Origin of the sequence: Streptomyces sp. NPDC086023 (assembly GCF_044540325.1) — a bacterium.
Taxonomy (GTDB): domain Bacteria; phylum Actinomycetota; class Actinomycetes; order Streptomycetales; family Streptomycetaceae; genus Streptomyces.
In genome coordinates this window covers 119045-131173 of sequence record NZ_JBITRX010000015.1, presented here as the reverse complement: position 1 = coordinate 131173, position 12129 = coordinate 119045, and the positions used below count along the sequence as shown (strand labels likewise).

At 71.8% G+C, this 12129-nt stretch carries 16 protein-coding genes; 8 read left to right on the top strand and 8 right to left on the bottom strand.

Features of this window, described 5'->3' with window-relative positions; all coding sequences use genetic code 11:
• Positions 1-43: 43 nt before the first annotated feature.
• The 3 genes from ACIF6F_RS27160 to ACIF6F_RS27150 all read right to left on the bottom strand — a co-directional run bounded on the left by ACIF6F_RS27160 (position 44) and on the right by ACIF6F_RS27150 (position 1359).
• Positions 44-238 (bottom strand): VOC family protein, encoded by a 195-nt coding sequence (locus tag ACIF6F_RS27160; protein ID WP_399951832.1) that lies wholly within the window; start codon positions 236-238, stop codon positions 44-46.
• A 10-nt stretch (positions 239-248) separates the two neighbouring features.
• On the bottom strand, positions 249-671 hold the full coding sequence (locus ACIF6F_RS27155; RefSeq protein WP_399951829.1) for a helix-turn-helix domain-containing protein: 423 nt from the start codon (positions 669-671) through the stop codon (positions 249-251).
• 106 nt (positions 672-777) lie between these two features.
• Complete coding sequence (locus ACIF6F_RS27150) at positions 778-1359, bottom strand: TMEM165/GDT1 family protein (RefSeq protein WP_399951826.1); 582 nt, start codon at positions 1357-1359, stop codon at positions 778-780.
• A gap of 625 nt (positions 1360-1984) precedes the next feature.
• On the opposite strand from ACIF6F_RS27150, the gene ACIF6F_RS27145 reads away from it, so the two are divergent.
• From ACIF6F_RS27145 to ACIF6F_RS27130, 4 genes are all read left to right on the top strand, one after another.
• Positions 1985-2626 carry an HNH endonuclease family protein gene (locus tag ACIF6F_RS27145; RefSeq protein ID WP_399951823.1) on the top strand — a complete coding sequence of 214 codons (642 nt, stop codon included), beginning with the start codon at positions 1985-1987 and terminating at the stop codon, positions 2624-2626.
• A gap of 104 nt (positions 2627-2730) precedes the next feature.
• Entirely contained in the window at positions 2731-4392 is a 1662-nt protein-coding gene (locus tag ACIF6F_RS27140) for an alkaline phosphatase D family protein (RefSeq protein WP_399951820.1), read from the top strand.
• Between the two features lie 299 nt (positions 4393-4691).
• Positions 4692-5318: a DedA family protein gene (locus ACIF6F_RS27135; protein ID WP_399951817.1), complete on the top strand. Its 627-nt coding sequence runs from the start codon at positions 4692-4694 to the stop codon at positions 5316-5318.
• 259 nt (positions 5319-5577) lie between these two features.
• Positions 5578-6090: a hypothetical protein gene (locus ACIF6F_RS27130; RefSeq protein WP_399951814.1), complete on the top strand. Its 513-nt coding sequence runs from the start codon at positions 5578-5580 to the stop codon at positions 6088-6090.
• A gap of 77 nt (positions 6091-6167) precedes the next feature.
• On the opposite strand, the gene ACIF6F_RS27125 is transcribed toward ACIF6F_RS27130, so the two are convergent.
• The 5 genes from ACIF6F_RS27125 to ACIF6F_RS27105 all read right to left on the bottom strand — a co-directional run bounded on the left by ACIF6F_RS27125 (position 6168) and on the right by ACIF6F_RS27105 (position 10323).
• The gene (locus ACIF6F_RS27125; protein WP_399951811.1) at positions 6168-6458 is read right to left on the bottom strand and encodes a DUF2277 domain-containing protein; all 291 of its coding nucleotides are present in this window, start codon (positions 6456-6458) and stop codon (positions 6168-6170) included.
• A gap of 168 nt (positions 6459-6626) precedes the next feature.
• A complete protein-coding gene (locus ACIF6F_RS27120; RefSeq protein WP_399951808.1) occupies positions 6627-6848 on the bottom strand; it encodes a hypothetical protein in 222 nt (73 codons plus the stop codon).
• Positions 6849-7217: 369 nt separating this feature from the next.
• On the bottom strand, positions 7218-7853 hold the full coding sequence (locus tag ACIF6F_RS27115) for a VOC family protein (protein ID WP_399951805.1): 636 nt from the start codon (positions 7851-7853) through the stop codon (positions 7218-7220).
• Positions 7854-8208: 355 nt separating this feature from the next.
• A complete protein-coding gene (locus ACIF6F_RS27110) occupies positions 8209-9504 on the bottom strand; it encodes a tyrosine-type recombinase/integrase (RefSeq protein WP_399951802.1) in 1296 nt (431 codons plus the stop codon).
• Between the two features lie 447 nt (positions 9505-9951).
• Entirely contained in the window at positions 9952-10323 is a 372-nt protein-coding gene (locus tag ACIF6F_RS27105) for an XRE family transcriptional regulator (protein ID WP_399951799.1), read from the bottom strand.
• A 272-nt stretch (positions 10324-10595) separates the two neighbouring features.
• Between ACIF6F_RS27105 and ACIF6F_RS27100 the strand changes: the two genes are divergently transcribed.
• The 4 genes from ACIF6F_RS27100 (at position 10596) to ACIF6F_RS27085 (ending at position 12121) form a co-directional block, all read left to right on the top strand.
• Positions 10596-10898, top strand: coding sequence for an XRE family transcriptional regulator (locus ACIF6F_RS27100; protein ID WP_399951796.1), 303 nt, complete (start codon positions 10596-10598; stop codon positions 10896-10898).
• Positions 10882-11103, top strand: coding sequence for a hypothetical protein (locus ACIF6F_RS27095; RefSeq protein WP_399951793.1), 222 nt, complete (start codon positions 10882-10884; stop codon positions 11101-11103). The genes ACIF6F_RS27100 and ACIF6F_RS27095 overlap by 17 nt, the downstream gene beginning before the upstream one ends.
• A 77-nt stretch (positions 11104-11180) precedes the next feature.
• Complete coding sequence (locus ACIF6F_RS27090) at positions 11181-11438, top strand: hypothetical protein (protein ID WP_399951790.1); 258 nt, start codon at positions 11181-11183, stop codon at positions 11436-11438.
• Positions 11435-12121 (top strand): hypothetical protein, encoded by a 687-nt coding sequence (locus ACIF6F_RS27085; protein ID WP_399951787.1) that lies wholly within the window; start codon positions 11435-11437, stop codon positions 12119-12121. The genes ACIF6F_RS27090 and ACIF6F_RS27085 overlap by 4 nt, the downstream gene beginning before the upstream one ends.
• Positions 12122-12129: the final 8 nt, after the last annotated feature.

The following is a 12129-nucleotide window of genomic DNA, read 5'->3' as shown; positions in this document are numbered from 1 at the left end:
TGTCGGTCGTCCGTTCGGTTCAATGGTGCGGCGGCCGGGCGGCTCAGCGGGGCGGGCTGAGCCGGATCATGTTGCCGGCGGGGTCGCGGAAGGCGCAGTCGCGGACGCCGTACGGCTGGTCCGTCGGCTCCCGGAGCACCTCGCCGCCCGCGGCGCGGACGCGCTCGAAGGCGGCGTCGACGTCGTCGGCCCGGAGGGTGACGCCCCGCGACGAAGCACTGGGAAACCTGATGTCCATGCGTTTCACGCTACGGGTGGGGTGCTCGCCGCGCTTCTCCGTTCCTGACCGGTCGCGTGTGGATCTTCGCGATGCAGGCCGGGATGGCCGCGTCGTCGCCGTGCTCCCGGGCCCGGTACGCGCTGGGGGTCTCGCCGACGAGCTCGGTGAAGCGGGAGCTGAACGAGCCCAGCGACGTACAGCCCACCTCGAAGCACACCTCCGTCACCGACAAGTCGCCACGCCGCAGCAGGGCCTTCGCCCGCTCGATGCGGCGGGTCATGAGGTAGCTGTACGGCGTCTCGCCGAAGGCGGCCCGGAAGCTGCGGGAGAAGTGGCCCGGCGACATGAGGGCGACGCGCGCCAGCGCGGCCACGTCCAGCGGCTCGGCGTACTCGCGGTCCATCAGGTCACGGGCCCGCCGCAGCGGTACGAGGTCCTCCAGGTTGCTCACCCCACCACCATGGCACGGCGGGGACGGGGAGGGTGGCCGAATCCCGCCCCCGCCCGGCCCCGCACCCGCACCGGCACCGGCACCGGCACCGGCACCGGCACCGGCCCTACCCCGCCACAGCCTCCCAGAGGCTGAACACGGCCAGGGCGGCCATCACGCAGGCCGCGATCTTCGTGATCAGCCGCAGCGGCACGCGCTTCATCAGCGTGCGCCCGCCCAGGATGCCCAGGCCCGCGACCGCCCAGAGGGCCAGCACCGCGCCCAGGCCCACCGAGACCGGGTCGTCGTAGCGGGCGGCGAGGTTGGCGGTCATGATCTGTGTCAGGTCACCGAACTCGGCCACCAGGATCAGCATGAATCCGGCCCCGGACACCTTCCAGAAGGACTGGTCCTCGGGAGCCTTGACCGACTCCTCCCCCTCGTCCTTCTTCATCAGCAGCATCGCCGCGCCGATCAGGAACAGCACGCCGACGAAGGCCTGCACCAGCCGGTGCGGCAGCAGCGTCAGCACGCTGCCCGCGGCGATGGCGAGCGCGACGTGCACGGCGAAGGCGGCGGCGACGCCGGCGAACACGTACGAGGCGCGGTAGCGGGTGCCCAGCATGAGGCCCGCCAGGGCGGTCTTGTCGGGCAGCTCGGCGAGGAAGACGACGCCGAAGACGATCGCCAGGATGGTGAAGCTGATCACTGGAGTGAAACCTCGATCGGTCGGGGCGGGCGCCGCCGGACCGAGAGACCAGGCCGTTTCAGGGGGTCGCTTCGGCTCGACAGCGACCCGCGCGCACACGGGCATCCCCACGCGCCCGCGCTCTGGGCGCGCGCACGTGCGCATGCACGTGTAGGTACACGGACACTGCGGCCGAAGGTCTCGCTGGCCGACCGGGCCGTACGTACCGCCTGCGCGGTCGTGACGGCTGAGCCTGCCTCCGGGCGCCGGCTGGAACTGGCCAGCAGTATGTCGACGGTCCGGCGAAGAGCTACTCCCCTTCTGCTCGCACCAGGGTACGGCACGCCGGGCGCCGCCCAGCAGGGACTTTGGTCCCGGCGGCCGGGAGACACCGGTCACACCCCGGCCGCACGGCAGCCCGCGCCGCGCACGCCGCGCAGCGCCGAACCCATGCAAACCACCGCGATCCACTCGATGGAACGTCAAGTTCACGCCAACAGAGGGCCGTTACACCCCTTGTTGTGACGTGCACATGTCGCCACTCTGTTGCCTGGCGCCCATCCCCCGTCCACCCGGCGCCACCACGATGGCCGCGGTCCCCCGCAAGGGGCCGACCGGCCGTTCCCCCCGCCCGAAGGAGCCCCTCATGCCCGGTGTCTACGCGCGTCGATTCGGTGTGCTCGCGGCCACCGCCACCCTCGCAACCACCGCCCTCCTCAACGCCCCCGCCGCCCAGGCGGCGCCCCCCACCCCCATCAGCGCCTCGGCCGCCCGCACCTGGCTGGCCGGCGTGACGCCCAGGGCGGAAGGTTCCTCCAGCGGCTACAGCCGCGACCTCTTCCCGCACTGGAGCACCGTCTCGGGCACCTGCAACACCCGCGAGACCGTCCTCAAGCGCGACGGCGTGAACGTCGTCACCGACGCGAACTGTGCCGCCACCAGCGGCTCCTGGTACTCCGCATACGACGGCGCCACCTGGTACGCGGGCTCCGACCTGGACATCGACCACGTCGTGGCACTCTCCGAGGCCTGGCGCTCGGGCGCGAACTCCTGGACCACCTCCAAGCGACAGCAGTTCGCCAACGACCTCACCCGCCCCCAGCTGATCGCGGTCACGGACAACGTGAACCAGGCGAAGGGCGACCTCGACCCGGCCGACTGGATGCCGCCGCTGTCCTCCTACCGCTGCACCTACGCCCGCATGTGGGTGCACGTGAAGCAGTACTGGGGCCTGACCATCGACTCGGACGAGAAGACCGCGCTCACCAACGCCCTCAGCGGCTGCTGACCGGGCCGCCGAGACCCCCGGCCGGTCTCACGGCCGGATCCGGAACCGCGCTCCCCCTCCCCGTCGTACCTTTACCCAAAGGGCGACGGACGAGGGGGAGTTACGTGGGCGAGCTGCGCCTGGGGCCACTGCTGCGCCACGTGTGCTGGGAGACCGGCGACACGGCCACCGTGTGGATCGAGACCGACCGGCCGGGCACCGCCGAGGTGCGGTGCGAGGACGGCGCGGGCGGGTCCGTCCACACCTTCCAGATCGCCGGCCACCACTACGCCCTCGTGCCGGTCACCGGGCTGACGCCGGGCACGACCACCGCGTACGAGGTGCTGTTCGAGGGCGCCCGCGTGTGGCCGCTGCCCGACAGCCCCTTCCCGCCCAGCACCATCACCACGCCCGTACCGGCCGCCCCCGGCCGCCCCGCGCCGCCGGTCCGGTTCACCTTCGGCTCCTGCCGCCAGGCCGCCCCGCCCGCCGACCGGCGGGGGCCCCACGGACCCGACGCGCTGGACGCGCTGGCGTCCCGGCTCGCCACGCAGCCGCTGGAGGCGCGGCCCGACGTACTCCTCCTGCTCGGCGACCAGGTGTACGCCGACCAGCTCTCCCGGGAGACCAGGGCCTGGCTCGCCGCCCGGCGCGACCTGCGGGACGCGCCCGGGGCGCAGGTGGCGGACTACGAGGAGTTCACGCGGCTGTACTACGAGTCCTGGCTCGACCCGGAGATCCGCTGGCTGCTGTCGACCGTCCCCAGCTGCCTGATCTTCGACGACCACGACCTCGTCGACGACTGGAACACCAGCGCCTCGTGGGTGGCCGAGATGCAGGCGACGCCGTGGTGGCGCGAGCGGGTGATCAGCGGGTTCATGTCGTACTGGGTCTACCAGCACCTGGGCAACCTCTCCCCCGCCGAACTCGCCGCCGACCCCCTCTACACCGCGGTGCGGGCGACGCCCGACGGCACCGAGGAGCTGCGCGCCTTCGCCGCCGCGGCCGACGCGGACCCGGCCTCCGTGCGCTGGAGCTACCGCCGCGACTTCGGCCGCACCCGGCTGCTGATGGTGGACACCAGGGCGGCCCGCGTGCTGGACGAGGACGCGCGGGCGATGCTCGACCCGGACGAGGAGCGGTGGGTTCGCGAGAACGCCCTCGACGGGCACGGCCAGTACGACCACCTGCTGATCGGCGCCTCGCTGCCCTGGCTGCTGCCGCCGCTGATCCACGACGCGGAGGCCTGGGACGCGGCGCTCTGCCGGGGCGAGCGCGGTCCGCGGTGGGCCCGGATCGGCGAGGACCTGCGGCGGCGCAGCGACCTGGAGCACTGGGCGGCCTTCCCCGCCTCCTTCACGGCGCTCACCGACCTGATCGAGGAGGCCGCGACGGGCCCGCGCGCGCCGGCGACCGTGTGCGTGCTGTCCGGGGACGTCCACCACGCGTACGTGGCCGAGCCGGCCATATCGACGACGGCGGCGGTGTACCAGCTGACCTGCTCTCCGGTGCACAACTCCGTGCACCGGCTGGTGAACATGGGCTTCCGCTTCGGTTGGAGCCGGGCCGGGCGGCGGCTGGGCCGGCTGCTCGCCCGGCACGGCCGGACGGGGCGGCCGCCGCTGACGTGGCGGCGTACGAGCGGGCCGTGGTTCGGCAACCAGCTGATGACGCTGGCGCTGTCCGGCCGTTCGGCCCGGCTCCGCCTCGACCAGGCCCGCAAGCCGGTCCGCGGGGGCGCGGAGGAGGGCCGGCTGGTCACGGTGCTGGAGCGGGACCTGGCGTAGGCGGGCGGCGAGACCGGGGTCGGGCCGGGGAAGGCTGTGGGCGGCTGAGGCACGGCCCGGGGTGCGGCCTGGGCGTGGCCGGGCGCGCTACCGCGGAACGGCCGGGGGCGCGACCGCGGCGTGGCCGGAATCCGGCCGTTCCGCCGGGGCCCCGGGCGCATCTGACACGCGGGCGGCCCCGCGGGTACGGGGGACGAACTCCCGGCGTACGCTGTATGGCTGTCAAGCCGCTCCTGCCGCTCCCCCGCGACGCCGCGGCCCAGCGCGATGACCGAGAGCCGGAGCCGGGGAGTCCCGTTTTGCTTGAGACAGTGGGGCCGTTGACCGCGAGCCCCTGGATCTACGCCCTCGTGGCCGTCTCCGTGCTGCTCGACGTCTTCCTGCCGGTGCTGCCCAGCGGGGTCCTGGTGATCACCGCCGCGGCCGCGGCCGCTGCCGCCGGGGCGGCCGTGGGCGCGGGTGCGCCGGTGCCGCCACCCGGCCCGGACATCGTGGTGCTGGTGCTGTGCGCGGCGGCCGCGTCCGTACTGGGCGACCTGGCGGCGTACCGGCTGGCCCGGCGCGGGGGTGCCCGTCTTGACCGGGCCATCGCCCGGTCCCGCCGCCTGACGCTGGCCCAGGAACGCCTCGGCCAGGCCCTGAGCCGGGGCGGCGGCCTCCTCGTCGTCATCGCCCGCTTCGCCCCGGCGGGGCGCTCGGTGGTCTCCCTGGGCGCGGGCGCGGCGCAGCGGGAGATCGGGAAGTTCCTCCCGTGGTCGGCCCTGGCGGGCCTGGCCTGGGCCGGCTACAGCGCGGCACTGGGCTATTTCGGCGCCCACTGGCTGGGCGCGACCTGGCTGGGCACGGCGGTCTCGGTGATAGCCCTCTTCGCGGCGGGCGCGCTGGCCGCCTACCTGGTCCGCCGCCCGACACCGGCGACCCCGTAGCGGCACGGGAGCGGCCGGCACCCCCCGCAACGGCACCCCCGCACCGGCACCCGCCCCCGTCACCCCGCTTCCCCGTCGGTTCGCGCTTTCCGCGACACGCCGAGGGGCTCGCCCGGGCGGGGGAGTCTCCTCACCCGTTCACTCGGCAGCGATCGCCGTGCGGCTCCCGCACTCCTAGCGTCCGAAGCACGATGCGCGACCGAATCCGCGTCACATCCGTGCCTGGCCGCGCCGTTTCCGAGGAGTAGAGGAGTCCACCATGCGTCTGAAAAGCGTCGCGGCCGCGACCGTCCTGACCGCCGCCACCGTCCTGCCGACCGCCCTCACCTTCGCCCTCGCCCCGAGCGCCGTGGCGAACAACAGCGGCGGCCGGCTGGTGGCCTCCGTGTCGCCGACCACGGTCGCACCCGGCGGCCGCGTCGGCCTCAACGTCGAGGGCTGCGGCACCCGCACCGGCACCGCACGCTCCAGCGCCTTCGGCACGGTGAACCTCACCCCGGGCAACCTGGAGGCCACGAACCTCTTCGGCAGCGCCACCGTGCACCGCGACGCCAACCCCGGCACGCACACGGTCACCTTCCAGTGCGACGGCCTGGGCGGCCGTACCACCACGGTCTCCCTGAACGTCACGCCGGGCGCGGCCCGCGGCGGCCTGGGCGGCAGCATGGACCGGGTCAGCCCGGGCGAGATCGCCATCGGCGGCGCGCTCGTGGCCGGCGCCCTGGGGGCGGGCGTCTGGTACCTCCGCCGCCGCACCGAAGCCGCCACCTGACGCCGCCCCGGGGCGCGCGGGCCACACCCGCACCACCGGCCCGCGCCCGCCCGGCACCTCACCCGCCCGAACGGGGCCTACCCCTCGGCAGCCGCGGGGGCATGAGCAGGGACGGCGGCATGAGCATGGTCAGGATCCTGGGCATGGGCATGACCCTTGCTCCCCCGCACCTCGATCCCGCCGAGCAGCTCCCGGGTGGCTTCGGCCACGGCCTCGACGGCCCGATCGAAAACCTCCCGGTTGTGTGCCGCAGGCACCCGGAACCCCGACACCTTCCGCACGTACTGGAGCGCAGCGGCCCGCATCTCGTCCTCGGTCGCCTCGTGCGGGATGGCCGGCGGCCGCAACGTCTTGATACTCCGACACATACCCCGAGTATCCCCACCCCCACCGACATACGCCCGGACCAGCAGAAAGTCCCCTCGCCGCACCGGGCAAGGGGACTCTGCACGCGGAGGTGCGGACGGCGAGGAACCCGGCCGCCTCCTGTAGGACCCCGTCGAGGGGCTGACGTGCCGCGCCCCGGCACCTCGGTCCTACAGCTTGCTCATCTTGGCGTAGGGGCTCAGGATCCGCTCCCGGACCGAGCCGAAATCGACCAGGGCGGCGATTCCGGCCTCGATCCCGATCACGCGTCCGAGACCGTAGACGTCGTGCGTGACCTGGTCGCCCACGGCGAACTGCTCCGGCGGCGACGTGACGGGAGCCTTGAAGGGGCTGGTGGGCAAATGGCGCTTGGGTACAACCGGCTTTGTCATCCAGCCCAGTATGTGCCCCCGCGCGCGTCCGCAGGAGAGTCTCGTTCGTCACCTCGCACCGGAAGCGACCCGCAGAACCCCGAAAGGCCCACAGCCGATCTTGTCCGGAGGCCTCCCACGGGGTGAGCGCGGCCGCTCTCGAACCGCCGACACCTGCCGTGCGCCCCCGCCCGGATCTCCGGCACCCCGGCTCTGACCTCGAACGCGACGGCCGCAGGTCACCGCCCGCAGCCGTCTGCCTCCACCCCGTCGCCGCCGGTTCCGGATGCCGGAATCGCGGCCGGACGACCACGTTCAGCACTTCCTCCGAAGTTTCCGCACCCGCCCCCACGGACGTGACCCGGGGAGCAGAGGGCACCCCGGCCCTGGTCAGATCGTGACCGGGCCGTGGGCGGTGGCGAACTCGACCGCGACCAGGCCCGGTTCCTCGTCCTCGACCCAGGTGACGTCGATCTGGTCGAGGGGGTGGTCGGCCGGCTCGCCGAGGAATTCGGCGATGGAGGCGGCGTCGCCGGCGATGGAGAGCCCGTGGATGGCGGTGGAGGTGCGCGGTCCGGCGCTCGGGCGCTCCTCAAGGGGGACCAGCCACTGGAGGAAGTACGGCAGTTGCGGGTCCTCCATCAGCTCCAGCAGGCCGATCTGCTTCCACCGCAGGTCGAACCCGTCGGGGCGGACACGGTGGCCCTCGGCCGCGGTGCGGCCGAGGCGGGCCTCGACCGGGGCGATGTCGTCGACGCCGACCACCCAACCGAGCCAGCCGCCGCCCTCGGCGGCGCGGCGCGCGACCGCCTGGCCGAAGGGCGCGCGGTCGGCGGCGGGGTGGTCGAGCGTGGTGACGACCTCGACGTACGTGCCGCCGCTCAGCGGGAGGATGAAATTGCGGGTGCCGAACCGCGGGTGCACGCCCCCGTCCACGAACCCTGCGCCGAGAGCCGATCCGATCCACTGGACAGTCGAGACGAAGCTGTCGCGGGCCACCGCATAGGACACGTGATCAAGTCGCACGGCGCCATCATCACCCGACGACCCCGCACAAATCCCGACGCCACGCCCGCCACCCGGCCGCGTCCGCCGTGAACGCGTTCGCGCTACGCCGCCGGCCGTCGAGAACCACGGCCAGAGGCCCCCGGCCGATCTCGGCTGGGGGCCTCTGCACTGGTGGGCGCGGACGGTTTCGAACCGCCGACATCTGCTTTGTAAGAACCCGTAAGGCCCTGACCAGGCTCAATGAGTCTCAGTGAGGCTCGGTGAGCCCCCGCGTAGAGCCTCGAACACCGTGAGAGTGAGTCTCGGTGAGGCGTCGCGAGTGTCAGTGAGGGGGTTTTGTGGCAGCGATGTGGCATCGCCGTGGCATCCACCGCTACGACACCGCCCGCAGGTGCCGGCCGCTGACCAGCGCTGCGCGCACCTCGTCGACGAGGTCGGCGCCGGCGTGCTGGTACAGCCACGTCACCTTGCCGCCCCTCTCGTGGCCCATGATCACCTGCACGTCCTTCTCCGGCACGCCCGCGTCCTTGAGGCGCGTCGCGAATGTGTGCCGAAGGTCGTGCACCCGAGGCCAGAACTCATTCCGCCCGGTCTCTGCGTTCTTCACGACGCGAGCCAGGCCAGCGGCCTTGATAGCGGGGATCCAATGCCGGCGGAAGTTCGGCCGCGTCAGCACCGCGTCCAGGTCGACGGGCACGCCCTCCTTGTCCTTCCGCGTGCGGCCGGCGAGCGGCCCGCGGAACACCAGCTCCTCGGGATGCATGCCGTCCTCGATGGACGACTCGGTCATGGCCGGCTTGTGCTTGTCCATCATGGCCTTGACGGCCTCGACGGCCGCCGGGGTGAGCGGAACAGTGCGGAAACCGGCGCGGCTCTTGGGCGCCATCTTGCGGCGGATCTTGCCGCGGTCGTCCACGAGAACTTCCTTCACCTTCACCGTGCAACGCTCCAGGTCGACGTTGCAGGCTCGCAGGCCCGTGTACTCTCCCCAGCGCATGCCGGTCTCCTCGGCGAACACGACCAGAGGACGGTAGTAGGCCGTGAGGTGCTGCCTGATGAGCGCGCACTGTTCGGCCGTGGGCGGGATCATGTCGTCCGGGTGCCTGGCCGGAGCCGGTGCGACCTCGATGTCGAGGGTGGGATTCACGGTGATGCGCCGGTCCCGGAGAGCGGCCACCATCATGTGCCGCAGCAGCTCCAGAACCTTCTTCTGGGTGGCGTGGCCCTTGACCTCGTTGGTGATCCAGTCCTGGACCTGGATCCACGTGATGCTGTTCAGCTTCCGCTTGCCCCACTTGGGCTGCACGTGGACGGTCCAGGCGGACAGCTTGCGGTTCTTCGTGGTCACCGACTTGATCTTGACCGTGGGCCACCACACCTCGTACCACTCGTCCACCGTGATGGCCCCGCGCTTCGGGTCCTGGTACGTGCCCTCGCGGACCTGCGTCCGGACCTTGTCCAGGTGTGCGCTGGCCTCCTTCTGGGTCGGGAACACGGGGCCGCACTGCTTGCCGGACGGGTCCCGGTAGCGGGCCTGCCACGAGCCGAGGCAGTCACGGCGCGACTTGCGCTCGCCGTACTTCTCGGCCGGGTACTTCTCCAGGCACAGCTTGCAGCCGCATCCCTTCTCCCGGAGCTGCCTCGGGTTGTTCGTTGCTCTACGCGCCACGGCGCATCACCTGCCCACTCCTCCGCTGTTCGGGTACGCGGGGCATGAGTCGGATACGCGCCCCGCAGTGGCATCGTGCACCCTTCTCGGGCTGCTGCACGGCCAACTTGGAGAGGACCAACCGGAGGGCCCACAGGCGCTGTTGATCCGGCAGGGCTGCCGGGAGCGTGATGGTGTGGGTGGCTGCGTCGTAGTGGCGGTAGGTACTCGCGGGCGCCGAGGTGAAGCGGACGCGGATGCACATGCTGAATCCCCCCGTGGGCAGGAGTACGGGATGTCAGCCGCGGGGGAGGACGTGGCTTTGAGGCAACGACGGTACCGCGAGTTAGGTGAATATGCGACCACTCTGCGTGCAAAAAGTGGCCGCTTCTTCACAGGGAGTGAAGAAGTCCATTCATGTTGGACTCGTGAAGATGGGGCACGGTTGTACGCCCCCAAGAAGATCTTTTACTGCTGGTTGGCGTTCCGCAGGGCGCGCATCTGGATCAGCGTCAACTCCTGCTGCTCCGCAGTGAGTTCGGCGAAAAGCTCGGTCAGCTCGCGCTCGGTGTCATCCGACAGGTTGCCCGGAGTGCGACGGCCGGCGGCTGCAAAGATCTCTTCACGGGTGAAGCGGGGGTAGGCCGCGGCGAGGCGCTCCAGGAGCGCGCGCCGGGGGCCCTTGGTGCCGCCGCGCTTGCGGTGAACCCACGCGTTGACGGTGGCCGGGGCAGCGTCGATCGCGCGCGCGATCTCGGACTCGTTGACGCCGTACGCGTCTTTGAGCCTCTGGATCAACTGCGCGAGATCCTCGCCGGTCTGCCCCTCGTACTCCACCACGGAGTACAGAGTGCATGCGGATCTTCTACTTTTGCAAGTGAAAGTGGAAGCAATGGCGCGTTCGAGCGCGGCGCGTGACCTCCCCGTCACGCGCCGGAGCGTTTGGCATATGCCTACCGATTAGAACAAGCATGCGATACCCAAGCGCGGGCGCCCTAAACCTCACTGAAACTCACGCCAACATGCTTGACCTCACTGACACTGACACAGTAGAAATGTGTCAACGGCAGCGCTCACCGCGCCGCACAGCTCTCGAACCGCATGAGGCGAACATGACCCACCTGCTCCGCAAGGGCCACGGCCAGCCAATCCGCGACGCCATGAAGCGCCGCGGACTGACCGGCCCGACGCTCGCGGAGGCCACCAGGGCGGTCGATGTGGCGGGCCAGGGCATCAGCACCGCGACGGTCCACAAGCTGGCCGGCCGCGGCGAGTTCGCAGCGGACAAGTGCCGCCTGCGTACCGCCTGGCTCATCGCCACCGCCCTCGACGAGCCGCTCCAGGGGCTCTTCTCCATGCCCTCAGTTTCAACCGACACAGTAGAAAGGTCCAGCCCTGATGGCGACCCTCGCTGAACGCGCCGAGACCCTCCGCTCGGTCGGCGTCACCCCGCTCCTGACCACCGCCCAGCTCCAGGCCCGCTACGGGGTCTCCAACTGGACGGTCAACGAGTGGGTCAAGGCCGGGTGCCCGGTCGAGCCGACCGCGATGCGCGGCCGCCGCTTCGACCTGGAGGCCGTCCGCCGCTGGATGGCCGATCGTCAGCCGGCCGCCGCCTGACCAACGCAGAAGGGGCCGCCCGGACGGCCATCCGGAACGACCCCGGCATTCCTCAACCCAACGAATCGAGGAACACCATGACCACCCAGCCTACCGACCTCCCCGGTCGACCGATGTTCGACAAGACGATCCCCGTGCCCCTGGCCCAGCCGGCCCAGCTGTTCCTGGACGCCCGCGGCGGCCTGTGGCGGCTGGCCGAGGACGGTGAGGTCGGCTCCCGCCGGTTCGTCCCGGCCGAGATGGACCCGACCACCGTGCCGCGCCTGGCCTGGGCCCGCGAGAACGAGCTCGTGGGCGTCGTCGGCGAGCTGCACCCGGTGGAGCGTGCGGCATGAGCGCCCGTGAGTCCCTGATCGCGCACACCGCGTCCCTGCTGTGGCGGGCGTGGACCGCGTCCAGCGAGGACATGGGATCGGAGGCCGCGGCGACGCTGCACGGTCTCGGGATGCTCGTCCCGGAGGGCGGGGCCGCCGAGTTGGAGCGGCTGCGGCTGCTGACCAACGTACAGCCCGCGCATCTGACCGAGGCGCAGGTCGAGGCTCTGGCCGACGCTGGTAACCGGGCGCTGAACGACCACTACCACGACGAGTTGTGCCACTGCTCCGCGTGGCCGGAGAGCTGCGTGACCAGCAGCTACGCCCCCGGGCGCTGGGACACGGGCGCGTTCGAGATCGGCATGGCGGCTGTGATCGGCCTGTGGGAGTCGATGCGGGCGCCGGCCATGGTCGCCGAGCTGGTCCGGCTGCGGGCCCGGGTGGCCGAGCTGGAGGCCGAGCGGGTCGAGGACCGGCCGGTCGACGAGGACCCGATCGCGTACTCCCTGACCCCGGCGGCCGAGCTGCCGCACGAGGGCCCGGAGCCCCACGCGTACCGCCTCGGCCGCGACCTCCCCGACTACTGGTGCAACCGCGAGATCGGCCACCCCAGCGGCCACATCACCGGCTGCAACAGGCCCGTCGGACACGACGACGAGTGCAGCGCCATCACCAACGAGACCGCGGAGAAGCCCAGTGTCTGAGCAGCCGC